This is a genomic window from Exiguobacterium sp. s78, from assembly GCF_018618985.1.
Lineage (GTDB): Bacteria > Bacillota > Bacilli > Exiguobacteriales > Exiguobacteriaceae > Exiguobacterium_A > Exiguobacterium_A abrahamii.
Genome location: NZ_JACSNB010000001.1, coordinates 1,664,926 through 1,687,564 on the forward strand (window position 1 = coordinate 1,664,926; position 22,639 = coordinate 1,687,564).

Sequence of the window (22,639 nt, forward strand, 5' to 3'; positions counted from 1 at the left end):
CTATATGTCCGAAGGAAAACCATTCACGTCACATTCCGGTGAATGGTCTCAAGTGTTTCCTTTAATTGCTCGATTTGCTCTCGCGATAGTCCACGGAACGCTTCGAGTTGTAGCTGATCGAGCTCTGGTCCGAGGCGATCGACGATGTCGCGTCCTTCTCGTGTCATCAAGAGCAGAACCGCTCGTCGATCCCGGGGGTCCGGCGTCCGAACGATCAGTTCTTTTTTACCGAGCTTATCCAGAATCTTACCAATCGTCGTTTGATCACGTTCTGTCACGAGTGCCAGCTGCTTTTGCGAAACACCATCTTGTTTAGCGAGTTCGCTCAGGACAGAAAACTGCTCTGGTGTCAGACCGAACGCTTCCATCCGTTTAGCAGCAGCACGTTTGAACGCATAATAACTACGGGATAATTGCATGCCCAGCGACCATTCCGATTCTTTCATCCCATCATCTCCATATAGTTGCACTACTTATTATTTATCCACTATACCTGAAGAAGAACAAGTCCGTCAACGGTCTCATTTTGCCTGGCGTTGGCGAATCCCTTCGATATGCGCTTGTTGCGTGGCACGATCGACTTGTGAATGAACCCCGAGTTTCCCTGCAATCGTATCAACTTGACTCGGTGTCAATGGTTTTCCTGTCGCGAGTTGCTCGATCGTCTTGCGAAGGACATTTCGTTTCAAGACACGGACATGCGCTGAATCGACGGTGATCTTTTTCAGTTCACAGCGTTCGCTGAAAACGATCAAGGAGTGAAAGAGCGCGGGATCCGTTCCTTCTAAGAAGCGTTGCATGCTTTTGAGATGCCCTTCATTTTGTTTGATCGGATTATAGAACCGTTGCTTGAAGCGATTCTGGAACTGCTGCGTCCACTGACGGTCCTGCTCGCGTCCGAAAATCCACCCGCTGTAGTTTTTCGATTCGAGTACATAGATGCCACTTTCATGAATGAACGTCACATCGATCTCCGTCGTTCCTTCTCCACGCGCACGTGGTAAGTATGTATTAAAGACATAAGTGCCGTATCCGGAAACTTGATCGAGTTGACGTGTCGTCAAGTATTCGCCCCATTTCCCTTTATCACGAACGATCCGTAAAAACGGTTCGCGCGTTAAACGATAATAACGACTACTGTGATACGAACTGCGTTTTACGAAGAAAAACAGACCAAACGTTCCGAAGAAGAACAGTACCATGATCAGTCCGATTTGAATCAAGAGCGGTAAAAATGTCACTAACACATTATCCACTAGATTTATCTCCTTTCCATATTAACCCTTTATTTTCCACTATATCAGCATAATCAATTTCTACATCATTTTCCACTATTTGTTATGGTGACTATCCTATGGTACGGTGAAACAAAGGAAGGTGTTCTCCATGGATTCTGTCGTCACGTTCGCACCACTAATCGTCTTATTCTTCATCTGGATGTCCTTATCTCAAAAAGCAGACGAAGCGAAACGCCGCCAACAAACGATTCTGAAGAAGCTACAACGGATCGAAGAGCACCTCGGTCTGAATGAGGTGTCACTAGAAGAAGCAGCGTTACAAGTCGAACTGGTTCAGTTGCTTCATGAAGGAAAGACGGTTGAAGCTGTCAAACGCGTTCGAGAGACGCTCGGATCGTCCTTACTCGAAGCAAAACAATACGTCGATCAACTAAAAAGCGAGCACGGAATATGATCAAAAAGACCATCGGCGATATATGCTGAATGGTCTTTTTATTACTTACTTTTTACGCAATCTTTTTCAAATGATTGAATCCTTAGTTCCTCAAGGGAAGAAGTGAGACATATCAAAATCTCTTAAAAACGATTCTTAGAAAATACATAATCAAGATGTCGAAACGATTTCTTTTACTTTCACACTAATCTTCGTGATGAACTCCTCTTCCTCTAGAGACGCAATGGAATGAAGTAGATACTCCTCATACACATCTCCGTCTATTTCAAAGTTTTGCTTTACTAATGAATCCATAAGCTGTGTATAAGCCGTATCGATATTGTCAAAAGTCCCTTTGAAATAGAGGACAGCGTATAATCCGGCCGGTTTTTTCTTCGAATGACTTGTTTCTATGCGACAAAACAAATGATGTAGATCACCTTCCTCCTGCAAGAATTTCTCTTTCTCATAAACGATTCCATGTGCAGCTGTACTTTTCACACCAAGTTCTTTTAAAAATACACTAGAGTGCTGATACAACTCTTCCATAGACAAGGACCAATCTAGTTTTTCCTCACTCAGTACAATCGATTCTTCAGCTAACTTTTTAAAATGCACTTCTCCGAACGAAATCCCTTGCATTTCATCTGTCAGTTCTACGACACGATGTAAAAAAAGCTGAATATCCTGCATTTTTTTTACTTCAAGCGCGACTTGTTCACTTTGTTTTAATGCCAGTTGTCGTAACGAACGTATCGTCGGTGTTTCAAAATATGTTTTTAATTCTTTAATCGGTACTTCTACTTGTCGTAATGAATGGATCGCCATAAATTGATCGAATTGCTCAAACGTATAGTAGCGATACCCGTTCGTATGAGTACCAGCCGGTTTAAATAAATTGATTTTATCGTAATACAAAAGTGTGTCTTTGTTGATATCAAGAAGTTTTGCAAATTCACCGGTTGTAAATTTTTTTTGCAAATAATTTTTCATCTTTCCTTTTTTGCCCCCTTTACCCTGGAGTGACTCCATAGTTTATGCTCTTTTTGTGAGAGTAACACATCCCTGCACAAACGACCATCGTGTACTCTGACTAAAAATTATTTTGAATGAGTCGCTTAGGGATTCAAATCCGCTCATTCATGTCAGGAAAGGAAGACTTCATATTATGTCGAAAACTGCTATCCCCGCAATCTTAACGATTAGTAACTTCGTCTGTGGAACGTTGTCTATCTTTGCCGTACTCGAGGAGAACTTTAGTACAGCAATTGGATTTATTTTATTCGGGTTATTGTTTGATCTGTTTGACGGTAGGATCGCTAGAAAACTAGGAACTGTATCCGAATTCGGAAAAGAACTCGATTCTTTTTCAGATTTAGTAATGTTCGGAATTGCTCCAGCGCTTTTTACTTATCATGTTTTACTAAGTGATTTTGGACAAATCGCTCTTTTCCTCGCTGTGTCATACAATGTCTGTGCATTACTTCGCTTAGCACGATTTAATACGACGCAAAGTGAGTTACCGACTTTTATCGGGTCACCCGTACCCGCGGCTGCTGTCAGTCTACTCATATCTACGATTTTCCTATCACCTATGTTCGTCGCCGTAATCATGTGCCTGCTTTCTTATTTAATGATCAGTCATGTGAAGATTCCACATGCTAAAAAAATCAGCACAGAAAAAGAACAAACAATATGATGGCTTTATTTGAAGCTATGATTACAGACTATGGATATGTCGCTATTTTTCTCGTACTGGCCTTAGGTCTATTCAGCCTTCCGATTCCAGATGAATTGATGATTTTACTCGTTGGTTATTTCACAAAAATTGGTTTTCTTCGTTATGATTTAACGTTTGTCGTCGTATGTATTGGGTCATTCGTCGGAATGATATTTAGTTATTTCATTGGACAACGAGCAGGTCGTCCTTTACTTGATTGGCTGGGACGTTGGATGAGCGCTCCTCGAAAATGGAGTAGTAAAGCTGAAACGTGGATTGGGAAGTATGGAGCAGTAGCGCTTGTCGTGAGTTATTTCGTACCGGGAATGCGTCATTTCGCTGGTTACTTCTGCGGGATGTCGCATATGTCGATAAAAACGTATTCGTTCTATACCAGTATTAGTATTGGCATATGGAGTTTAATATTTTTAACCATTGGACGCTTTTTTTAATTTTTTAGGATGAGGTGAAAACAACATGGATTCAAAAATTGAGCTATTACCCGTAACAACAGAAGACTTACCAAAATTTAAAAAGGCATTACAAGATGCCTTTATGAAAGGTTGGCAAGATAGCTGTCAATATGAAGACTTAACAGAAATGGGACCTATTCCTTCAGAGGAAGACATACAGCATTCGTTGTGTGCGAAGGGCGCTACTATTCTTCATATCGTCCTAGATGGTGAAATAGTCGGAGGTGTGGTGCTACGGATTGATGAAAAAACACAGCATAATGAAGTCGATTTTATATATATAAGTGCAGATGGAAAAGGGATTGGCATGAAAGCATGGAAAGCAATTGAAGCCACCTTTCCACAAACAAAAGTATGGGAGTTGCATACCCCATACTTTGAAAAACGTAATATTCATTTCTATGTGAATAAGTGCGGTTTCCACATCGTCGAATTCAATCATAAAGGGAACCCTGGCCCGAATGTAGAGGGCGAAGTGCCCACGTCCGATGAAGAATACGAATTCTTTCGTTTTGAAAAAGTAATGTCATCCTCAAAAACAAATTAACGATAAAAAAAACAGACGACGGATTCTCCGTCGTCTGTTGCTGTTAATCCCGTGCCGCAAGACGGTACAGGAGATCGAGTAATTCGATATAGAGCCAGATGATCGTCACGATCAATCCGAATGCTGCAACCCACTCCATCGATTTCGGAGCACCCGCACGAACTTGTTGCGAGATAAAATCGAAGTCCATCACGAGTGACAGGGATGCCACGATGACGATGACGAACTGAATACCAATCGCAAGCGGTGAGCTACCTGTCATGAATGGGAGGTCGACACCAAATAACGAGAGAATCAAGTTGACTGCATACAAGACGAAGATCGAGAGAATCGCTGCTGTTACCGCAGAACGGAAACGTTGCGTCACTTTTATCATGCCTGTCGAGTAGACGAACCACATCGCGAACGCAACGACGAAAGTCGCAACCACTGCTTTTCCGACGATACCTGGGTACATGCTTTCAAAGACGAGCGACAATGCTCCGACGGCGACACCTTCTGCCAACGCATATACCGGTGAAAGGACCGGTGCTGTTGCTGGTTTGAATGTGATGATCAAGGCAAGAATCAGACCGATGACGAATCCACCGATTAATGCCGGGAATAGGAACGCTTGGTTTTCTGCGAGGAAGAACCAACTTCCCCCTGCTGCTGCCGTGACGAGAGCGAGCATCAAGAAAATCTTGCTCATCGTCCCGCTTTTTGTCATTGGTCGTTCTCCGACACGTGCCGTATCGAATCCGCGACGCAATGCCGGGTTTACTTTAAAACGTGAAGCCATTGCTTTCACTCCTTTTTATGATTCTGTTTTCTACTACGAAGGTTTCCCGAAAAAGTTTCAAAATAACCATTGATCGAGCGCTTTTAATTGCAACATGACGACTGGGATCGAGGCTTTGGCATCGATGCGGTAAGATTTCGCTTGTCCGATCAGACCGGACGTGACGAAATCGGCACTTTCTAACGCTTCGCCAATCGGTCCAAACGCGTCACTATCGATTTGACGATGTCGGTAATGAATGAATCGTTCCGTCGTTCCTTCTTTGACTTTACAACCATCCTCGACGTCCGGACGATTCAACCCGTATTCCGCGTAATGCCAGACGGTCGTCGTATCCCAAGGAGAACCGATATGCAGAATTTGACCGTCCGCCTCGATGAAGCGTTCAATCGGTGAACCGGGACCGAAGCCATTTTCTAATGTATGATCGGCAACGAATGTCGCCGCATCTTTCCCCCAGGCGGTCACGGACCACATCGGATGGTTGCTTCGAACGACACCCGGATACGTCCGGAAGACTTCCGGGACGCGACCGATGCCGCGTGTAACCGTTTTTGCCGGTTCATATGCCGGCATTTCCCGGCGGATCGTTTCCCACCATTCTTCAGGCACAGCCGGTTGGCTCCAGTTCTTCGGATCCGAATTATCGGTACTTTGCGCCGGCATCATGATTAACCCTTCCGTCGTGACGACTTCCTGTAAGGCCTCAATCAATGCTTGTACACCGCCGGGAATCCAGCCGATTTGTTTGAGAGACGAATGGACGAACAGCTTCATGCCGGGAGCCACACCTAATTCGCGTAACGCCTCTTTGATTTGTGATTTCGTGACCATGTTTCGTGTTTCCATCGATCTTATCTCCTTACTCGACGACTAGTGCAATCGTCGACCCCGTTTTTCCTTGTTTGACTTCGATTTTTGCGTCAACTCGTGACTTCAGTTCCTGGACGTGACTGATGATTCCGACCATGCGACCGCTCGCTTGAATCGAGAGCAACGTCTCGATCGCTTGTTCGAGTGATTCCGGGTCAAGTGTTCCAAATCCTTCATCGATGAACATCGTTTCAAGTGACACGCCACCACTTGCTTCTTGAACGACTTCCGACAATCCGAGCGCAAGCGCAAGGGATGCTTTGAAGCTTTCGCCACCGGATAACGTCTTGACGTGACGTGTTTGCGACGTGTACGCGTCAAAGACATTTAAATCAAGCCCGTATTTCTTGAGTCCTTTTCCCGCCTCCGTTTTCCGTTCAAGCTGGAAACGACCAGAGGTCATCTCGTGCAGATGCCGGTTTGCGGCGAACAAGATCTCATCGAAGTATGCCGTCTGGACGTACGTCTCGAACGTCATCCGTTGCGAATTCTCCCCGACACCAACGCGAGCGAGTTCGCCGATGACTCCGTATCTCGCATCCTCGTCCTCGATTTGGCGTTGCAAGTTTTCCCAAGCCGCGATCAATTGATTGATGTGTGCGCGTTCCTTCTCAAGCCCGACACGTCGGTCGGTCCGCTCCGTCAGTTCGAGCGACGACGTCTTCACATCCATCCGCAACTGTTCGAGATCCGGACGCACTTGACCTTCTGTCTTCAAACGGGCTTGTTCCTGTTTCAGCTTCAATTCCTGCCGCGCTAGACGGTCTTGTTCCAAACGTTCTTGGAGATGACGGAGTTCGTCACGAGAACGTCTCGCATCGCGGAAGGCTTCAATCGTCGGAAACGCTTCTTCTGCCAGGACTGCGTGTAATTCGTTTTCGCGGTTCGTTAATCGGTCGTTTTGTTCAGCAGATGCCTCAGTCAATTGACGGAATCGTCCTTGGTGTTCCGCGAAGTCACGATCGAGCTGTTCCTTCTCGCGTAGCTGGCGTTGTTTGTCTTGTTTGAACTGCTCAATACGTGTTTCTGCCTGTTGTTGTTCCTCACGGAGTGCTGGTAGCGATTTCGCGGACTCTCCTGATTGACTTAGGCGACCAGACAAGTGTGCCAATTCCGATTCGATGACGGTCCGGTCTTTGATCATTGCATCGATCTTCAGTTGTAGCTGGTCCATGGATTGCTCGAGTTGTTGCAGACGAGTCTCAAGACGCGCTTTTTCCGTCTGCGCTGCCGCTAATCGGGCTTCCGTCTGTTCGACTTCCTGAAGCTGTGCTGAAACATCCGCATGAGATGACTCGTTTTCACTCGTCTTTTGCATTTCGGTCGTCAGTTGCTGCAGACGTTCGGCAACCGTCCGGTACGAGGCTTGCAATTCTTGATGCGCTTGTTGGGCTTCAAGGAACCGCTGTTGTGCTACATCGACGGATCGTTCCTTTGCGACGGCGACAGCATGCTGTGGATGCGATGTACTGCCGCAAACCGGACAAGCCGTCCCGTCCGTCAATCCTTTGGCAAGTTCAGCAGCCAGTTGTTCCCGTTCGTATCTACGCGCTTCTTCATACTGGCGCGCCGCTGCCTCTTTTTGATCCCGGACGCTCGTGCCGCGGACGATCAGCTGTTGCCGTTCTGCTTCCAATTTGTCATGTTCCACCATCTTTGTCGCTAGCTGTTGCAGGATGAAGCGCCGTTCTTGCACCTGTAAGCGCTCTGCTCCGACGTTTTGCAATGGATGCAGTTGTTCTTGAACGTTCTTTCGCTCCGTCCGTGCTTGTTCGAGTTGCTTCCGTAATGACTCTGGGTCCAGAAGCTTCAAACGTTCTACTAGTTGTTGCTGTTGTTGCCGTAAAGCCGTTTCTGCTTCCAACCGTTCGCGCTCTTCTTGAATCTTTTCGAGACGACGACTGAGTTGCTCAATCTGTGGTTCCTCCGCTAGCAATCGATCCACTTTTGCTTGGACGACCTCTTGTTGCTCTTTCAAGCGGGTGATTTGCTGTTCGGTTTCCTGTTTTCGATGCGTGAGTTGCGTCAATTGTTCTTGATCCTGTTGCCACTGGTCATAGATTGGCCCGACGATTTGAGCGCGTTCAGCCGCCATTGCTTCTTCTTGCATCTGTTTGATTTCCGGTAAGCGATCCACTAGCAACTGTTCGGTCTGTTGAAGTCGCTCCTGCTCTTGGAAAACCGCTTCGAGTTGCTCGCCTTGTTGCAACTGCGTCGTTTTCTTCTCAACGATCGCACGGATCTCTACTTCAGCTTGACGGGCAGCCGTTAACCATTCGTTCCGTTCCGTCGTCAACGCCTCCATCCGTAACCGGATGTCGCCTTCCGTCAGTTCACTCCAGTTCGCTTGCAATGGTAATTCCTCAAGTTTGGCCCATTGTTTTGTCTTTGTTTCCTTGATGCGTGCCGCAAGATCGAGCGCTTGTCGATGCAAACATTGCTGGAACTCACCGTAATGTTCCGTCTTGAACAGTTGCTTGAGAATCTGGAGTTTGTCTTTTGACTCTGCCATCAACAGTTCGCGGAACTTATTTTGCGGCAACAGGAGAATTTGTGAAAACTGTTTATGGTCGAGCTGGATCAGCTCTTGAACCCGTTGTTTGATTTCCGGAATCTTGACCGCGAGCGGTTTCCACGTCGTTCCGTCGAACCGAGCGAGCTCCGCTTCATGCGAGTAACCGGTTTTATTGACCGGATGCGGTTGACTTGGTTGGCGGATGATCCGGTACCGTTCCCCTTTCAGCGTAAACTCCAGTTCAACTTCCGTCTTTTGCTCGGGCACGGCAAAATGACTTCGCAGTTCGCTCATTTCCCGCTCACCACCAGACGTCTCGCCATACAGGGCGAACGTCAATGCGTCAAAGATCGTCGTTTTTCCTGCTCCGGTATTCCCGGAAATGACGAACATCGTCCGTCCGGCAAGTGCCGTGAAATCAATCGTCTCTTCACCAGCAAATGGTCCAAAGGCGCGTAATGTCAGTCGTTCTGGGCGCATGTCGCTTCCTCCTTCAGGACGGCTTGCATCGCTTCCGTCGGTTTCTTCTCACGGACTGCTTCATAAAACTCACTGAATAGATCCGCAACGGATGCATCCTTGACTTGCTCCCGAGACGCCTTGACCGCCCGCGTACTCTCTCGAATGAATCCGATTCGCTCGAGGTGCAAGATGTTCGGGTAGATTTTTTTCAGCTTGCCCATCGGATCCATCAAGGCTTCACCATCCGTTAGATTGATCTTTAAGTAATCATCCGTGTCTTGTGTCGCGACGAACGCCGGGTCTGTCAGCTCAGCGAGACTTCCCGTCAATTCCCGCAAATCACGTTTCGGTGCAAGTGGTTCGAACCGGCGATCGAACGTACCCGCATCGTTCAACGTCAACACATCGACCCCTTTGACGTGATGGGCTTCCGAGAATGAATATTTCAAGAGCGATCCACTGTAACGAACCGTCTCGGATTGAATCGCAAGCGGATTATGCAAATGACCGAGTGCCGTATACGTAAACGGTGCAAATTGGCTCGCACTGACCTGCCCTGCTGTTCCGACGGACAATTGCCGCTCCGAATCCGTCTCGAGTCCACCAATCACAAAGGCATGACCGACGAGGACACTCGGTCCGTCCGGAATACATCCGGCAAGGATCGTCCGCATCGCATCATCATGTGTCTTGATCGTTTCGTCCTTGTGTACGTACCGAACGGTCGCAGGATCCGCAAATGGCACCGGATAAAATGACACCCCTTTAATCGTGACCGGAGTAATGACCGGCGTTAGTTTTCCGACGAGATGCAGACCAGCCCGTTGGAGTAACGTCGTTCCGAAACTTAACCGTTCGGCCGAATCGTGATTTCCGCTGATCGCAACGACCGGGATGTCTCGATCGAGAATCAAGGCAGCGAGCGTCTCGTCAAGCAGTTCGACGGCTTCCGTTGGTGGTACAGCGCGGTCGTACAAGTCACCTGCAATGACGATCACATCCGGTTGTTCGCGGTCGACGAGTGTCAAAAAATCCGCTAAGACCGCCCGCTGGTTCTCGAGCATCGACTCGCCATGAACGATTTTGCCGAGATGCCAATCGGCAGTATGTATCCATTTCATCTTCATCACACTCACTTTTTGAATATAGTAGCTTAAGTGTAGCATGCAAGCGGTCGTTCTGCGACGAACATCCGTTTGGAACACAAAAAGCAGAAGTTTTCGTGTTGCACATCAATCCAATGATACGTAATGACGAAAAAAAGTGTAATTCTTCTCGACTAAGAGAAAAACTACACATTAGTTTCAATAGAAAATAGATAGAACGTTTACTTTTTATCTACAGTCTGTTTTAGTTTTCTTTTCCCATCTGTAACAATCAAAGTAATACCTATGATACATTCCAAAAGAATGATCCACCAAGTAAGGCTCGGAATCATGTCAATCGCATCACCTCCGACACTTTTGTACACCTCTAGCTCTCTAAGAAATAAAAACTCAGCTAAGTAAATAGATAGCCATAGCTTAGTCAAAGCTACTAATACAAAACAAAATCCCATCTTACGCAATTAAAACCCTCCTATTACTAAATAACTTAAAATTGTTTAAATTTGGTATCACATCGCTATTTTTAATTATAGAAATGAGTTAATCAATAGTATTTACTTTACCATTTAATTTTTTTATGAATCAATATTATGGCTAATATAGAAAATTTTATTAGTTTTTGAGGTCTGTATACTTTAAAGAACTGTTAAAATACAATATATACTTCTCATTTGAAAGCTAGGAGGGAAAAATATGAAACGACTTATACTGTTGATCGTATTATGTACTACTTTATCAGCCTGTAACGTAAACGATTCTAAACTCAGTTTTAGTGAACTAAAAATAGTACCTAACGCTATCCAATCGAAGATCAATCCCGCTAATACCTTGCAATTGATCAATACGAAAGACAAAGTCGCTTATGTTGTTTATCAGTCAAAGAAAACAGTTGCTACTGATCTTGAGGAACAAGGAGATACGCTAAAGATTAAATTGAATGAATCTAAAACTCATAGGAAAACGAAGCAGCATGTCTACAAGTTAACATTAGATCCTGAACATAAAATCATCGATGTTTACGTGAACAGTAAATCTACCGCATTTGATAATGTAACTAACTGATAAATCTAGATATAACAAGTAGAAACAACATACATACTAAAACCCCTCATTTCTTTTGTGAAACGAAAGGGTAACACAAAAAGCAGAAGGCGAATGCCTCCTGCTTTTTCACTCTTACGACGAACGTATTATTTCGTCCGTTGTTTTCTAAAGCGTTGAACGGAACGAATCACAGAAACCGATCCGCCGATGATCGCACCGACGCCGACGACGATGCCTGTTTTAAATTTTTTGCCCGATTGTTCTGATTTATGCGTTGCTTGATTGTGTTCAAAAAGTTGTTGGAGGGGCGACGACGTCTCGACTTCGAGAATTTTCGATGCATCCTGATGCACGTCTTCTCTACGTTCGACACTACAAGGTGACAGATAGAATGGGTTCAAGTTCGTCCGGTACCGATCCGGATTCCAGTTGGCTTGCTGAACAACTGCTTGGGCGTCTTCCGTCTGTGCTTGATCCTTGATTGGATCGAATTCTTGTTTCATCTGAATCACTCCTCTTCACGTTCAAAACCTGTAGACCGATTTACGTCTGAAGTCTTATTTACCTGTTTTTCAAACGTTTAAAACATATATATTTAAAATTAGTTTTACTGTTTTGTGAACGTTAGCCGAAATAGGCATGATAGAGCCGTTTCGCTTTGACGAGATCCGCCTCACCATGAATCAGAACACGTCCATCTCGGAAAGCGACCATCCGATGTTCGTCCGTCGTAAACGCCAGCAAATATGGATTATGGGCGGAAATCGCAGCGACCGGCTGGAGACGTTGTTTCAACTGTTCCAGATCCCGCTGTCCGTCTCCGCGGATTTGAATGGCATCCCGACCGCACAGTGCCGTGAAATGAACCGTTTGATCCGATAAGTAAGGATAGGACGGTTCGATGCCGCACGACGGGCACTCCGTTTGCTTCAGTGACTGGACGTTAATTTGTTGAAACGTATTCGACCAGACATCAAACGCAAGCAAGCGCGTCCGCATGGCGTCCGTCTTTCCGCTCAACCACTTCAATGCTTCTGTCACCTGCAAGGAAGCGACCATCTGTACAGCTGGTCCGATGATTCCCGCCGTATCACACGTCTCCTGATCACGCGGTAATTGATCGAGTAGACAATGCAGACACGGCGTCTCCCCGGGACGGACGGTAAACGTGATCCCATAACTGCCGACGCAGCCACCATAAATCCACGGAATCGAACGCATCAACGCCATGTCGTTCATCAGCAAACGAATATCGAAATTGTCCGTCGCGTCGATGATCAGATCGATATCATCGAGAAGCCACGTCAGGGCTGCCCGGTCGACGTCTACTACATGCGCTTCGATCGTCACCGTCGAATTAATCGCTTCAAGCCGTGCTTTTGCGGCAATCGCTTTTGGTACGATATGACGCGCATCCTCCTCGGTATAAAGCTGTTGTCGTTGTAGATTACTCCACTCGACATAATCGCGGTCGACGATTCGGACGACACCGACACCGGCGCGGACGAGTTGCTCTGCCGACGCCGTTCCGAGCGCTCCCATGCCGATGATCAGCACCTTCGCTGATGCCAAGCGTGCTTGTCCCGCTTCCCCGATCGGTTGAAATCGAGTTTGCCGTGAGTAACGGTTCATCGAATCAATCCACTCGTTGGACTACTCGCGACCGCATACTGTTTCTTCTCGATACGTCCCGCTTCGTATCCGAAGCGCCCTGCTTCGACAGCTAGTCGCATGGCGTGCGCCATCTTGACCGGATCTTGAGCATGGGCAACAGCGGAGTTCAATAAGACACCATCCGCTCCTAGTTCCATCGCATAGGCGACGTCGGTCGGTGAGCCGATCCCGGCGTCGACGATGACCGGGACCGTCGTCTGCTCGATGATGAATCGTAGATGAAGTGGGTTGAGAATGCCTTGCCCGGAACCGATCGGTGACGCTGCCGGCATGATGGCGTGACAACCGAGTTCCTCGAGTCGCCGTGCAAGGACGACATCGTCCGACGTATACGGTAAGACGATGAAACCTTCTTTGAGTAATTCTTCAGAAGCCCGTAACGTCTCGATCGGATCAGGTAGTAACGTCTTGTCGCAACCGATCACTTCGACCTTAACCATGTCGCACATACCGGATGCCCGCGCAAGCTTCGCAAGCCGAACAGCTTCCTCCGCCGTCTTCGCACCGGCCGTGTTCGGCAGTAAATCGTACTTCGCTAAATCAAGCGACTCCAAAAAATTCGCTTGTTGTTTGTCAAAGATGTCGAGCCGACGGACGGCGAACGTCAAGATTTGTGAAGCAGACGCATCGATTGCTTCTTGCTGTACGGTAGCATCCGTATATTTCCCTGTTCCGAGTAATAATCGTGATTCAAATGTCTTTTCTTCAATTTTCAGCATGTTTATCCTCCTCCTACGAAATGAACGATTTCAAATGTGTCATTGTCCCGAACGACTGTCTGACCATACGCCATGCGATCGATGATTTGTCGATTCTGTTCGACGATGACGAGCTTTTCCCCTAAGCCGAGTTGCGTGAGCATGTCCTCGATCGTTTTAATCTGTTCGATCGTGTGGTCATTGCCGTTAATCGTAATGTTCATCGGACTTCCTCCTTCTGAATCAACCGTAATGTATTTACCAAGACTTCCGCTGTCGTCGGTGCGAGTAAGATGCCATGCCGATGATGCCCCGTCGCTAGGAAGATCCGACGGGATGAATCGGCGACTCCGATATATGGCAAGCCGGACACCGTTTGTGGTCGTACACCGGACCAGACTTCTTCGATGACCGCGTCACGAATCGGTGGATACAGTCGTTTTGCTGCTTGAAGCAGTGACGTGATCCCAGCGACACTGACACCGACCGTCTCGTCGTACGGCAGTTCTGTCGCACCGATCAAAATTCGTCCGTCTGCTTTTGGCACAAGGTAGACAGCGTCGTCAAACAGGATCGAGCGTAACGGCTGACCCGCGAGACGGACGGCGAGACATTCCCCTTTGACCCCATATGTGGCGATCGAAATACCGACTGTATCGAGCAAGGCTTGCGACCCGCGTCCGGCAGCGACCGTCACCGTTCGTCCGGCCCACGTTCCTGCGTTCGACTCGATCCTGACGAAGTCATCGCTCTCTTCGATGCGTGTGACTTCCACCTGTTCTTCAATCGATATGCCACGTGCGTGTAAGGCATACATCAATGCAGTCGTCAGTCGTCGTGGATCGATTTGACCGACAGCCGGAAACAGATGCTCGCGCCCTTTACGTTTTAACAAAAACGGTTGTTCCCGGTACCCACAATCGATGCCTGTCTCTCGCTCGAGACGACGTGCAAGCAACGGATACAGACGACGACTACGTGCGGCAAGTGCATGCAATTCCGCTCTCAGCTCGATGTCTGTCGCAAGCATCCCGGCAGCCGCTCGGCTTGTCCCTTGTCCGCATGTTCCACGTTCTAAGACGACGACGGATTCATTCTGACAGGCGAGACCGTAAGCAAGCGTCAAACCGATGACTCCACCACCGATGATGATGTGATTCGTCATACCCGTACCCCCTGGTAACGCTTGACGGCGGCGAGCGGATCCGCTTGACCGAGAATACCCGATAAGACAGCGATTCCGGTTGCACCGGTCGCTGCGATTTCAGGCATGCGTTCTGGTGTAATCCCACCAATTGCAATGACTGGTTTCGTCGTGAAGGTTACGACTTGCTTCAAGGCGTCAATCCCTCGTGGTGGCATGTCCGGCTTCGACGCTGTTGGATAAATATGACCGTACAGCAGTCGGTCGGCTCCTTCCGCTTCTGCTGCTAGTGCCTCTGCTAGTGAATGAACGGATTTCCCGATGACGAGGTCCGGAAAATGACGTCGCACATCGCGGACACGCAAGGAACGGCGCGTCAACTGCACACCGATGCCGGCGACATGGGCGACATCGACCCGGTCATGAACGGTTAACTGATCAAGCGAATAACCATGCGCAAGGAGTGCGTCAATCAGATCAAGTAATTCTGCTGCTGACAAGTTCGGTTCACGTAGATGTAGCTGATCCGTATAAGGTTGAAGCGATTGAAAAGTCTTTATTTCGTCAATCGGATGGATGGATCCCGTCGAAATCAGATGTAGACGCATCATGTTCTTCCTTTCCATACGAAAAAGGACCACTCCCGATGTTGAAGGGAGTGGTCCGAAAATGCGCTGAAGCGCTAAGGATATCTAGGATTTCGAGCCACTTCCCTCCGCTAGTACGAACTAGATCAGGTTCAAAGGGTCCGGATACTTCCGTCTCAGTCTGCTGGGAGACTCCCCTAGTGTCTTTTCGTGTTTAATTGGCTTGCCCCATTAGTCTAGCATGAGTCGCTTTGCTTCGCTAGTCCTAGTTGAGGCTTCCACTTGCTGAATCAGCTCCGATTTCGTCGGTCGCTGTTGCTCTTGGCTGTCGGCATACGTCTGCTTCAGCTTCAGGATGCGCATTACTTTGGCATCGAGCATCTCCGGCGTCAGCGTTTTTTCTTTGACGGCTTGCATCACTTCAGCATGGACCTTTGTGTAAGCACCTGCCTCTGAAAACATCGCCATATCAGCTCCATTGACGAGCGACTGACGTGCCGCTTCTGCGAGACCATATTGTTTCGTGATCGCCCCCATGACGAGATCATCCGTGATGATGACACCGTTGAATCCGAGTTGTTGACGCAAGAGGTCAGTCAAGATCGGCTTTGAGAGCGAGGACGGATTCATATCGTCATACGCGGGATAGAGAATATGGGCGACCATCACCATCTCGGCGCCCTCTTGAATCGCTTCTTGGAACGGTAACAGCTCCGTCCGCTTCAATTCTTCCTTTGATGCCGTCACTTTCGGTAGCCCGACATGGGAATCGACACTCGTATTGCCGTGACCGGGAAAATGTTTGACGACCGGAATCGTTCCCGTCTCCTGCATCCCGTGCATCAGGGCCGTACCAAGCGTCGCGACGGTATTCGGATCAGCACTTAACGCACGGTCGCCGATGATCGGATTGTTCGGATTACTGTTGACGTCAAGGACCGGCGCGAAGTCCATGTTGAAGCCATAAAAACGTGACAAATGTCCGAGCGTACGTCCGACGTCTTCCATTTTCACTTCATCTGCTCCTTGCGCCATCCGTTGACTCGTCGGTAGACGTAATCGTTGATCCGGTACCCGGCTGACGCGTCCGCCTTCTTCATCAATCCCGACGAACGCATACGGTTTTTGGTTCGTCTCTTGAATCGCACGCGTGAACGTCAAGAGTTGCTCTTCCGACGTAATGTTTCCGCCGAGCAATAAGACCCCGCCAATCGCATGCGTCTGTAACAATTTCCGGTCAGCTGCTGAAAGTTCCGTGCCGGCGACTCCGATGTAGAGCAGTTGATCGATCTTTTCTGACGTCGACATCGCTTTAAGTTGCTGCTTTAATCGTGCTTGTTGTCGTTCCTCTTTCGTTGGTTCAGGTTTCGGTTTCTTTTCTTCTGTTGGTTGCTTCGCTTCCGGTTGTGATGATTTCGTTGGTTCCGTCGTCTCCTGCGCACACCCTGCAAGCAACAGACAACCGATCAGTACGGTTTTCTTCACAAAGGATCCTCGCTTCGCACACCATTAATCGAATAATAGACGGAAATCTCAGCGTTCAGGGATTGCGAGACCGAACAATATTTATCCTTTGATAACGAGATGGCACGACGGACCTTATCTTCCGGGAGATCACCTTCGAGCCGGTAATGAATCGAGATCGACGTAAAGCGCCGCGGATGATCCTCTGCCCGTTCTCCTTCGATATCCATTTCGAAATGGGTGATCGTCAAGCGCATCTTCTCTAAAATCGAGACGATATCAATTCCAGTACAGCCGGCAACGGCATGTAGCAAGAGTTCGGTCGGTCGTGGTGCTTGGTTTTCACCACCGTTTTCGGGTGCTGCGTCCATCGCAAGATGATGCCCTGATTCCGTCTGTCCACTAAACCCCATCTGTTTGTTCCATGTCACTGTCGCTTGCATCGTTTCCACTCCTTTATAAGTAGTCTTCTTCTGTAGTATACGCAAAAAACAGCAAGCCTGGAAATTCACACGCTATTTCGAATAATGGTTCTTTTCCCGAAATCTCGCTTTGCGATACCCGACGAAATCGTTTCATGCTATCCTGTTACTCATAGTTTCGCGCGTAAGCGCTAGAATTGAGGAATCATCCATGTCACCTACTACTCGTTTAAGTCGACACGATTGGCTCTTGATTGCTACGTTGTCGCTCCTGACATTCGTTCTCGGAACAAGCGAATTCGTCATCGTCGGGATCCTCGCTGAAATCTCCTCAGCCCTTGATATCACGATCGCAACAGCCGGTACGCTCGTCTCGGCATTTGCCATCTCCTTTGCGATTGGTACGCCGATCGTCATGTCGATGACCGGTCATCTGGAACGGCGTCGCCTGATCCTACGTCTCTTACTAGCCTGGGTCTTACTGAATCTTGCCAGTAGTTTTGCACCAAGTTACGAAGTATTGCTCGCAACCCGCATTCTGACAGCCATCCTGACTGGTGTCTTGATCTCACTCGCAATGGTCGTCGCAAGTGACGGTGTACCTGTCGCGAAGCGCGGTGTTGCCGTCTCGTTCATTTTCGGTGGTTTCACACTCGCGAACGTCCTCGGTGTCCCGATTGGAACGTTCATTGGTCAACACGCTGGCTTCGAAGCCACGTTCTGGCTGACGACGGTCATGGGAATAATCGCGTTCCTCGCTGTTTTAAAGATCGTTCCGGTCCAGCAATCGACGGGTTCTGGTTCGATTAAGGAACAGCTCGGATTGCTCGCCAACCCACGGATCCTGATCGCCTTCTTCATTCCGTCATTTGGGTTTGGGGCAACCTACGTCGTCTACACGTACCTCGTACCAATTCTGCAAACAGAACTTGGGATTGCGAAAACGTGGATCAGTCCGATCTTGCTCGCTTACGGCGTCGTCTCGATCTTCAGTAACATCCTTGCCGGAAAGATTGCTAGCAAAAATCCGATGGGACGCTTACGGTTCGTCTTCGTCGTGCAAGCAGTCGTTCTTGCTGCGTTATACTTCACGACAGCATCCTTTCCGCTTGGTCTGTTCAACATCGCCTTGATGTCGTTGATGTCGATTTTACTGACGACTTCGACACAGATCTACTTGATCGACCTTGCTGAAAAGTTCAATCCGGAAGCAAAAGGACTCGCTGCTTCATTGATGCCGGTTGCGAGTAACGTCGGGATTGCTTTTGGTTCGGCACTCGGTGGCATCGTCTATGCAAAAGGTCCGATGATGAACACGGCACTCGTCGGTGGACTGGTTGCGCTCGTTGCTGCTTTATTGACTGCAATCAGTCATCGCCTCGATCAACGCTCATGAAACCGCTACCTTACCCTTTTTTGTAACAGGTCGATGACGGTTCGATGACGTTATGATGATAGTCCCCATCTCGCTGATGATTTTTCAGTATGATGGGGACTATGTTGTAGTAGAGGAGTGTCTGAAAGTGAAAGCATTACACATCATCGGTCTCGGTCTGTTGACGATCATCCGACTCTGGCTCGGAATCCAGTGGTTCATCGCTGGAATCGGTAAGTACATCAATGGCTTTGATGCACGGCCGTTTCTTGAAGGAGCACTCGCGAAGTCAACTGGCGAAGACGCACTCGTCAGTTCGTGGTACGCGACGTGGATTGAGCAACTTGCCTTACCGAACGTCGGGCTGATCAACGCCTTGATTCCGTTCGCGGAACTCGTCGTCGGGATCCTGTTGATTCTTAGTCTGTTGACGGTTCCTGCACTGGTCGTCGGAAGCATCATGAATCTCAATTACTTACTCGCTGGGACGATTGCGTTGAACCCAGTGTTCTTAGCAACTTCAATCGCCTTACTGGCTGCAGGACGCTTTGCGTATCAAATCGGCATCGATCACTGGATCATCCGTTGGTATCGCTCGTCGCAGCAACCGCATCCCCTGGATCGGATTCCCGTCTAACGAAAATAACTCTCCCGCACGCGGGAGAGTTATTTTTTTTGCTGCTCGAGAATCGTCTGCTGTGTCGGAACCCCACCGACTGAGACTGTCCGCTCGAGGAACAGATAAGGTTTACCATCGACTTCAAAGTGACGGTCACCGAGATAACGTGCCGAGTGCCCATCCGTTGCGAGCTTTTGTTCGATGGCTGCAACATGTTCGTCGAGTGAATAAAACCGATCGTCGAACGTCATTGTGATGTTTTTCTTACGGTACCCGAGTAAGAAATTGTAGTAGAACCAATACATGGCACCTGCAAAGACGACAAAAATCAAGAATTGCATGTGAGTTCCCCCTTTGTATAGTCTTTATACGTTGGAAGAAAACGGAAGGTTTCAAATTAGGAGTGGAAAGTGGTTACTTTTATTAATTTGTAATAATTTGTTCAAGCATAAGTTTATTCTTCGATCCCTTATTTTTAATTTCTGTTTCAAATACTGTTTCGGCTGTTAATGGATTGACGACAATCGCTTTGACTGCTCCATTTTCCATCCGATATGCAATATATATATGGTCGTTTTCTGCATTAACAACTGAGTATGAAATAACTTCGTTTTTAGCAAACGATTTTAATTTTATCGTTTTAACGAACTGTCGATCAGACTCAATATCATAGATGTGCCATCTTAACTGTACTTGCTCAGAAGATTCATCCGACTCTTCAATTCCTACCAAATATCTTCCTTCTTTCATGATATAAGTACCGTTAGGAAAGTCTGCAAATCGATTTAGTTGTTTTGTTTTCTGTCCATCTTTTACAACGATTTTTACTTCCATTGTATCTGAATCTTTTAATTGGTGCATTTGTTCCACAATCATTTTTCCGTCATTAAAAGATCGAATAACATCGCCTTTCTCTAAACGACTTGGCAACTTAATTTTTGATACTGTCTCATCATTTAAATCTATACTAAAGATATTTTCTCTCACTGATTCTCGGTTAGGAATATACGATTCAATTAGCAGCATATTACCCATTCGTTGAAACGGAGAGAAACGAATGGATCGATTTTGTTGAATTTCAGAAATATCAAATGTTTTCCGAGTCAACTTTTTCGTCGATACATCCCAATATTGAAGTTCGATTTCCCCATCACCTGTAGCACGTAAGCCATACGTCACTAAATCTTGAGTGTACAAATGGGTATCGTGTTTAAAAATAAATTGACGAAATTCACGAGGAGACTCTTCCCATCTATTTTCGTCTTGAAAAATATAAAATAGGATAGATTTATCAATCCTCTGTACGTTACCTTCAATATCAATAGAATATCCGTTCGGATTACGACTCCACTCATTTAAAATAAGTCTCATGTTTTGAACAGCATCTTGCTTCGGATTACCTTTTATTGTTTCAACTACAAAATTAGTTTTATCTACTGATAACACTTGTCCTACATAGATTCCTATAGATACGATACTGACTATTCCCAGAATCAAAAAATATTTTATTGAACGCATAGTGTCCTCCTTAAACAGCAACTTTCCATTTTAGTAAACGTAGACTTCTCCAAATTACATAAGCAAAATAGAGGACAAATAAACTCACTAATAAAATAGTTTTCTCCAGATTTAATAATAAGTCTGTTCGTTCTAAGAAATATAAACTAGAAAACGTATAGGCAATTACAAAAAGAATTTCGATTCCAATTCGAATAAATCCACTCCATTTTCGATACGACCGTTCAATTAATACAAGTAAAAAAATTAAACTAACAATGAGAAAAGAAACTGAAAGAATGACTAACAAATTCGTCAGATTCATTGAGTAAATTTCGCCTAGAGTGCTTCCAAGCGTCCCAGTTCCCTCTTTTCCCATATACTCATCTTGAATGACCCATCTAAAAATAGATCGACTACCTTGAATTAAGAGCCATTGAATACCAAGGAAACTCATGATGATAAGAAATACAGATGTTAGTTTTGAAAAGAAAATACTTGCTCGATTCCCTGGAAGCATCAGCAAACGGTACATATATTTCGTCTCACCGAACCAATCCCGATACCATATTTGAATTGAATATATGATGACTAACGCCATTCCAATTAATATGACGTAACTAAACCATGAGGTTGCATCAGGAAAAGATAGTTTACCGATTTGATCAAACGTTTCATATAGAGTCACTGTATTAGACTTCATATAATCTTCGATTCTGCGCTCATGTAGTTTGACTTTTACAACGACCGACACCAGCTCAATCGCAGCCATTACAAGGACCGCAATTACATATATCTTAAAACTCCGCTTAATTTCTTCGTTCGTCAATTGTATGTATTGTTTCATCGCAAATAGACCTCCCGCATCCGGTCCTGAACCGATTTCCCGTACAGTTCTCGCATCTCTTCTGTCTCATGTTCATCGATGATCCGACCGTCCTGTAAGAAGACGACTCGATCGATCAAATGCTCGATTTCCTGAATTTCGTGTGTCGTCATCAGGATGCCGCGTCCTTCCATGAAGTGACTCGAGAATAGTCCTGCAATCTGTTCCTTCGTAAACAGATCGATCCCAGCGAATGGTTCATCGAGTAGTAAGTACGGACGATCGAGCGCAAATCCGAGGATCAAGCTAACCTTCGCCTGATTCCCTTTTGATAAGTCCGTGATCTTATCTGTCGAGAGTAGCTGGAAGATCCGAATCAGCTCATCCGCTGTCGCTTGGTTCCAGTCGGAATAATAATCCGCCATGTACGTCAGCGCATCACCAACCGTCATGTAACCGGGCATCGTCTGGATATCTGGAACGAAGGCAATCTTGTTTCGGTTGATCTCGCCATCGACGAGAACTGTTCCCGCGTTGACTGGGACGAGACCTGCGATTGCCTTCAGGATCGTTGATTTCCCCTCACCGTTCAAACCGATCAGACACGTCAATTGATCCATCGGAACAGAAAACGAGACGCCTTGAAGAACTGGTTTTTTCCCGTATTTCTTTTGTAAGCCATGGACTTCAAGCATCGATCTTCCTCCGTTCTGTTTCCTGATACACCGTCTCGATCTTCGAGACGACCTCATCGAGTGGAATTTGAATTGCCTTGACGGCATCGATGAATTCAGAGACGGCTTCTTCTAGCATCTCAGCACGTACTTTTTGGACGACTTGTGGATCGCGTGTAATCTTACTCGGGACATTCCGTTCTGTCGTAATCAATTGCTGCTCCTCCATCTCTTTGTATGCTTTTTGTGCGGTATTCGGATTGATTCCGAGCTGTGCGGCGATTTCGCGGCGGGACGGGATCTCTTGCCCGCTTTGCAATTCCTCGGTCGCGATTCGTTGTTTGAACCAACGGACGACCTGCAGATACACCGGGCTTCTTTGGTCGAACTGCATCGGTAGACCTCCCTTTCCTGTTTAATGTATTAAAACAATAATACACTTCTCTTCTGTATCATACTCACCATAC

General features: G+C 46.9%; 28 protein-coding genes and 1 riboswitch. Of the genes, 7 read left to right on the plus strand and 21 right to left on the minus strand.

Annotated elements, in window-relative coordinates:
* Window positions 1-23: 23 nt before the first annotated feature.
* Both KNQ18_RS08685 and KNQ18_RS08690 read right to left on the minus strand, forming a co-directional pair.
* A complete protein-coding gene (locus KNQ18_RS08685) occupies window positions 24-446 on the minus strand; it encodes a MarR family winged helix-turn-helix transcriptional regulator (RefSeq protein ID WP_023467873.1) in 423 nt (140 codons plus the stop codon).
* 75 nt (window positions 447-521) lie between these two features.
* The gene (locus tag KNQ18_RS08690; protein WP_214857267.1) at window positions 522-1,256 is read right to left on the minus strand and encodes a nuclease-related domain-containing protein; all 735 of its coding nucleotides are present in this window, start codon (window positions 1,254-1,256) and stop codon (window positions 522-524) included.
* Window positions 1,257-1,386: 130 nt separating this feature from the next.
* Here KNQ18_RS08690 and KNQ18_RS08695 point away from each other — a divergent pair, with 130 nt between their 5' ends.
* Window positions 1,387-1,692 (plus strand): hypothetical protein, encoded by a 306-nt coding sequence (locus tag KNQ18_RS08695; RefSeq protein ID WP_029341343.1) that lies wholly within the window; start codon window positions 1,387-1,389, stop codon window positions 1,690-1,692.
* 150 nt (window positions 1,693-1,842) lie between these two features.
* Here the strand turns inward: KNQ18_RS08695 and KNQ18_RS08700 are convergent, their stop codons facing one another.
* Entirely contained in the window at window positions 1,843-2,703 is an 861-nt protein-coding gene (locus KNQ18_RS08700; protein ID WP_251133330.1) for a MerR family transcriptional regulator, read from the minus strand.
* A gap of 136 nt (window positions 2,704-2,839) precedes the next feature.
* On the opposite strand from KNQ18_RS08700, the gene pssA reads away from it, so the two are divergent.
* The 3 genes from pssA to KNQ18_RS08715 are packed head-to-tail and all read left to right on the plus strand — an operon-like array spanning window position 2,840 to window position 4,411.
* The gene (gene pssA / locus KNQ18_RS08705; protein ID WP_215084553.1) at window positions 2,840-3,370 is read left to right on the plus strand and encodes a CDP-diacylglycerol--serine O-phosphatidyltransferase; all 531 of its coding nucleotides are present in this window, start codon (window positions 2,840-2,842) and stop codon (window positions 3,368-3,370) included.
* Complete coding sequence (locus tag KNQ18_RS08710; RefSeq protein WP_251133331.1) at window positions 3,367-3,843, plus strand: DedA family protein; 477 nt, start codon at window positions 3,367-3,369, stop codon at window positions 3,841-3,843. The genes pssA and KNQ18_RS08710 overlap by 4 nt, the downstream gene beginning before the upstream one ends.
* 25 nt (window positions 3,844-3,868) lie before the next feature.
* Complete coding sequence (locus KNQ18_RS08715; protein WP_214804557.1) at window positions 3,869-4,411, plus strand: GNAT family N-acetyltransferase; 543 nt, start codon at window positions 3,869-3,871, stop codon at window positions 4,409-4,411.
* 43 nt (window positions 4,412-4,454) lie between these two features.
* Here KNQ18_RS08715 and KNQ18_RS08720 read toward each other — a convergent pair whose 3' ends face one another.
* The 5 genes from KNQ18_RS08720 to KNQ18_RS08740 form a co-directional block, all read right to left on the minus strand.
* Window positions 4,455-5,192 (minus strand): Bax inhibitor-1/YccA family protein, encoded by a 738-nt coding sequence (locus tag KNQ18_RS08720; RefSeq protein WP_214724661.1) that lies wholly within the window; start codon window positions 5,190-5,192, stop codon window positions 4,455-4,457.
* 57 nt (window positions 5,193-5,249) lie between these two features.
* A complete protein-coding gene (locus tag KNQ18_RS08725) occupies window positions 5,250-6,041 on the minus strand; it encodes an AAC(3) family N-acetyltransferase (RefSeq protein WP_214804555.1) in 792 nt (263 codons plus the stop codon).
* 13 nt (window positions 6,042-6,054) lie between these two features.
* Window positions 6,055-9,060, minus strand: a complete 3,006-nt coding sequence (locus KNQ18_RS08730; RefSeq protein WP_215084555.1) for an SbcC/MukB-like Walker B domain-containing protein — start codon at window positions 9,058-9,060, stop codon at window positions 6,055-6,057.
* Window positions 9,042-10,163: an exonuclease SbcCD subunit D gene (locus KNQ18_RS08735; RefSeq protein ID WP_215084557.1), complete on the minus strand. Its 1,122-nt coding sequence runs from the start codon at window positions 10,161-10,163 to the stop codon at window positions 9,042-9,044. Before KNQ18_RS08735 ends, KNQ18_RS08730 begins: the two co-directional genes overlap by 19 nt.
* A gap of 206 nt (window positions 10,164-10,369) precedes the next feature.
* On the minus strand, window positions 10,370-10,609 hold the full coding sequence (locus KNQ18_RS08740; protein WP_047396064.1) for a hypothetical protein: 240 nt from the start codon (window positions 10,607-10,609) through the stop codon (window positions 10,370-10,372).
* 232 nt (window positions 10,610-10,841) lie between these two features.
* Between KNQ18_RS08740 and KNQ18_RS08745 the strand changes: the two genes are divergently transcribed.
* Window positions 10,842-11,210, plus strand: a complete 369-nt coding sequence (locus KNQ18_RS08745; RefSeq protein ID WP_215084559.1) for a hypothetical protein — start codon at window positions 10,842-10,844, stop codon at window positions 11,208-11,210.
* 128 nt (window positions 11,211-11,338) lie between these two features.
* Here the strand turns inward: KNQ18_RS08745 and KNQ18_RS08750 are convergent, their stop codons facing one another.
* The 8 genes from KNQ18_RS08750 to KNQ18_RS08785 all read right to left on the minus strand — a co-directional run bounded on the left by KNQ18_RS08750 (window position 11,339) and on the right by KNQ18_RS08785 (window position 17,202).
* Window positions 11,339-11,695, minus strand: coding sequence for a hypothetical protein (locus KNQ18_RS08750; protein ID WP_023467859.1), 357 nt, complete (start codon window positions 11,693-11,695; stop codon window positions 11,339-11,341).
* Window positions 11,696-11,816: 121 nt separating this feature from the next.
* The gene (locus KNQ18_RS08755) at window positions 11,817-12,824 is read right to left on the minus strand and encodes a ThiF family adenylyltransferase (RefSeq protein WP_215084568.1); all 1,008 of its coding nucleotides are present in this window, start codon (window positions 12,822-12,824) and stop codon (window positions 11,817-11,819) included.
* Window positions 12,821-13,585 carry a thiazole synthase gene (locus KNQ18_RS08760; protein ID WP_215084570.1) on the minus strand — a complete coding sequence of 255 codons (765 nt, stop codon included), beginning with the start codon at window positions 13,583-13,585 and terminating at the stop codon, window positions 12,821-12,823. Before KNQ18_RS08760 ends, KNQ18_RS08755 begins: the two co-directional genes overlap by 4 nt.
* Window positions 13,586-13,587: 2 nt before the next feature.
* On the minus strand, window positions 13,588-13,788 hold the full coding sequence (gene thiS / locus KNQ18_RS08765; protein ID WP_023467856.1) for a sulfur carrier protein ThiS: 201 nt from the start codon (window positions 13,786-13,788) through the stop codon (window positions 13,588-13,590).
* A complete protein-coding gene (locus KNQ18_RS08770; RefSeq protein ID WP_215084572.1) occupies window positions 13,785-14,729 on the minus strand; it encodes an FAD-dependent oxidoreductase in 945 nt (314 codons plus the stop codon). Before KNQ18_RS08770 ends, thiS begins: the two co-directional genes overlap by 4 nt.
* Window positions 14,726-15,319, minus strand: coding sequence for a thiamine phosphate synthase (locus KNQ18_RS08775; protein WP_215084577.1), 594 nt, complete (start codon window positions 15,317-15,319; stop codon window positions 14,726-14,728). The genes KNQ18_RS08770 and KNQ18_RS08775 overlap by 4 nt, the downstream gene beginning before the upstream one ends.
* An 82-nt stretch (window positions 15,320-15,401) precedes the next feature.
* A riboswitch (TPP riboswitch) is annotated at window positions 15,402-15,504 on the minus strand.
* 22 nt (window positions 15,505-15,526) lie between these two features.
* Window positions 15,527-16,780, minus strand: coding sequence for a beta-N-acetylhexosaminidase (gene nagZ, locus KNQ18_RS08780; RefSeq protein ID WP_215084578.1), 1,254 nt, complete (start codon window positions 16,778-16,780; stop codon window positions 15,527-15,529).
* Window positions 16,777-17,202 carry an OsmC family protein gene (locus KNQ18_RS08785; protein WP_023467853.1) on the minus strand — a complete coding sequence of 142 codons (426 nt, stop codon included), beginning with the start codon at window positions 17,200-17,202 and terminating at the stop codon, window positions 16,777-16,779. The genes nagZ and KNQ18_RS08785 overlap by 4 nt, the downstream gene beginning before the upstream one ends.
* 190 nt (window positions 17,203-17,392) lie before the next feature.
* Here KNQ18_RS08785 and KNQ18_RS08790 point away from each other — a divergent pair, with 190 nt between their 5' ends.
* On the plus strand, window positions 17,393-18,577 hold the full coding sequence (locus KNQ18_RS08790; RefSeq protein WP_215084579.1) for an MFS transporter: 1,185 nt from the start codon (window positions 17,393-17,395) through the stop codon (window positions 18,575-18,577).
* A gap of 127 nt (window positions 18,578-18,704) precedes the next feature.
* Complete coding sequence (locus KNQ18_RS08795) at window positions 18,705-19,193, plus strand: DoxX family membrane protein (RefSeq protein ID WP_215084580.1); 489 nt, start codon at window positions 18,705-18,707, stop codon at window positions 19,191-19,193.
* Window positions 19,194-19,222: 29 nt separating this feature from the next.
* Here the strand turns inward: KNQ18_RS08795 and KNQ18_RS08800 are convergent, their stop codons facing one another.
* The 5 genes from KNQ18_RS08800 to KNQ18_RS08820 all read right to left on the minus strand — a co-directional run bounded on the left by KNQ18_RS08800 (window position 19,223) and on the right by KNQ18_RS08820 (window position 22,566).
* Window positions 19,223-19,516: a hypothetical protein gene (locus tag KNQ18_RS08800; protein WP_214724641.1), complete on the minus strand. Its 294-nt coding sequence runs from the start codon at window positions 19,514-19,516 to the stop codon at window positions 19,223-19,225.
* Window positions 19,517-19,598: 82 nt separating this feature from the next.
* Window positions 19,599-20,693 (minus strand): hypothetical protein, encoded by a 1,095-nt coding sequence (locus KNQ18_RS08805; RefSeq protein ID WP_215084582.1) that lies wholly within the window; start codon window positions 20,691-20,693, stop codon window positions 19,599-19,601.
* Window positions 20,694-20,703: 10 nt separating this feature from the next.
* Window positions 20,704-21,519, minus strand: coding sequence for a hypothetical protein (locus tag KNQ18_RS08810; protein WP_214724636.1), 816 nt, complete (start codon window positions 21,517-21,519; stop codon window positions 20,704-20,706).
* The gene (locus KNQ18_RS08815) at window positions 21,516-22,193 is read right to left on the minus strand and encodes an ATP-binding cassette domain-containing protein (protein ID WP_215084584.1); all 678 of its coding nucleotides are present in this window, start codon (window positions 22,191-22,193) and stop codon (window positions 21,516-21,518) included. The genes KNQ18_RS08810 and KNQ18_RS08815 overlap by 4 nt, the downstream gene beginning before the upstream one ends.
* The gene (locus KNQ18_RS08820) at window positions 22,186-22,566 is read right to left on the minus strand and encodes a GntR family transcriptional regulator (protein ID WP_029341325.1); all 381 of its coding nucleotides are present in this window, start codon (window positions 22,564-22,566) and stop codon (window positions 22,186-22,188) included. Before KNQ18_RS08820 ends, KNQ18_RS08815 begins: the two co-directional genes overlap by 8 nt.
* Between the last annotated feature and the right edge of the window lie 73 nt (window positions 22,567-22,639).

Excerpts from the sequence above, each read along its gene's own strand:
- KNQ18_RS08685 (WP_023467873.1), bottom strand. The coding sequence starts at position 446 with ATGAAAGAATCGGAATGGTCGCTGGGCATGCAATTATCCCGTAGTTAT.
- KNQ18_RS08695 (WP_029341343.1), top strand. The coding sequence starts at position 1,387 with ATGGATTCTGTCGTCACGTTCGCACCACTAATCGTCTTATTCTTCATC.
- KNQ18_RS08700 (WP_251133330.1), bottom strand. The coding sequence starts at position 2,703 with ATGGAGTCACTCCAGGGTAAAGGGGGCAAAAAAGGAAAGATGAAAAAT.
- pssA (WP_215084553.1), top strand. The coding sequence starts at position 2,840 with ATGTCGAAAACTGCTATCCCCGCAATCTTAACGATTAGTAACTTCGTC.
- KNQ18_RS08710 (WP_251133331.1), top strand. The coding sequence starts at position 3,367 with ATGATGGCTTTATTTGAAGCTATGATTACAGACTATGGATATGTCGCT.
- KNQ18_RS08715 (WP_214804557.1), top strand. The coding sequence starts at position 3,869 with ATGGATTCAAAAATTGAGCTATTACCCGTAACAACAGAAGACTTACCA.
- KNQ18_RS08720 (WP_214724661.1), bottom strand. The coding sequence starts at position 5,192 with ATGGCTTCACGTTTTAAAGTAAACCCGGCATTGCGTCGCGGATTCGAT.
- KNQ18_RS08725 (WP_214804555.1), bottom strand. The coding sequence starts at position 6,041 with ATGGAAACACGAAACATGGTCACGAAATCACAAATCAAAGAGGCGTTA.
- KNQ18_RS08730 (WP_215084555.1), bottom strand. The coding sequence starts at position 9,060 with ATGCGCCCAGAACGACTGACATTACGCGCCTTTGGACCATTTGCTGGT.
- KNQ18_RS08735 (WP_215084557.1), bottom strand. The coding sequence starts at position 10,163 with ATGAAATGGATACATACTGCCGATTGGCATCTCGGCAAAATCGTTCAT.
- KNQ18_RS08745 (WP_215084559.1), top strand. The coding sequence starts at position 10,842 with ATGAAACGACTTATACTGTTGATCGTATTATGTACTACTTTATCAGCC.
- KNQ18_RS08750 (WP_023467859.1), bottom strand. The coding sequence starts at position 11,695 with ATGAAACAAGAATTCGATCCAATCAAGGATCAAGCACAGACGGAAGAC.
- KNQ18_RS08755 (WP_215084568.1), bottom strand. The coding sequence starts at position 12,824 with ATGAACCGTTACTCACGGCAAACTCGATTTCAACCGATCGGGGAAGCG.
- KNQ18_RS08760 (WP_215084570.1), bottom strand. The coding sequence starts at position 13,585 with ATGCTGAAAATTGAAGAAAAGACATTTGAATCACGATTATTACTCGGA.
- thiS (WP_023467856.1), bottom strand. The coding sequence starts at position 13,788 with ATGAACATTACGATTAACGGCAATGACCACACGATCGAACAGATTAAA.
- KNQ18_RS08770 (WP_215084572.1), bottom strand. The coding sequence starts at position 14,729 with ATGACGAATCACATCATCATCGGTGGTGGAGTCATCGGTTTGACGCTT.
- KNQ18_RS08775 (WP_215084577.1), bottom strand. The coding sequence starts at position 15,319 with ATGATGCGTCTACATCTGATTTCGACGGGATCCATCCATCCGATTGAC.
- KNQ18_RS08785 (WP_023467853.1), bottom strand. The coding sequence starts at position 17,202 with ATGCAAGCGACAGTGACATGGAACAAACAGATGGGGTTTAGTGGACAG.
- KNQ18_RS08790 (WP_215084579.1), top strand. The coding sequence starts at position 17,393 with ATGTCACCTACTACTCGTTTAAGTCGACACGATTGGCTCTTGATTGCT.
- KNQ18_RS08800 (WP_214724641.1), bottom strand. The coding sequence starts at position 19,516 with ATGCAATTCTTGATTTTTGTCGTCTTTGCAGGTGCCATGTATTGGTTC.
- KNQ18_RS08805 (WP_215084582.1), bottom strand. The coding sequence starts at position 20,693 with ATGCGTTCAATAAAATATTTTTTGATTCTGGGAATAGTCAGTATCGTA.
- KNQ18_RS08810 (WP_214724636.1), bottom strand. The coding sequence starts at position 21,519 with ATGAAACAATACATACAATTGACGAACGAAGAAATTAAGCGGAGTTTT.
- KNQ18_RS08815 (WP_215084584.1), bottom strand. The coding sequence starts at position 22,193 with ATGCTTGAAGTCCATGGCTTACAAAAGAAATACGGGAAAAAACCAGTT.
- KNQ18_RS08820 (WP_029341325.1), bottom strand. The coding sequence starts at position 22,566 with ATGCAGTTCGACCAAAGAAGCCCGGTGTATCTGCAGGTCGTCCGTTGG.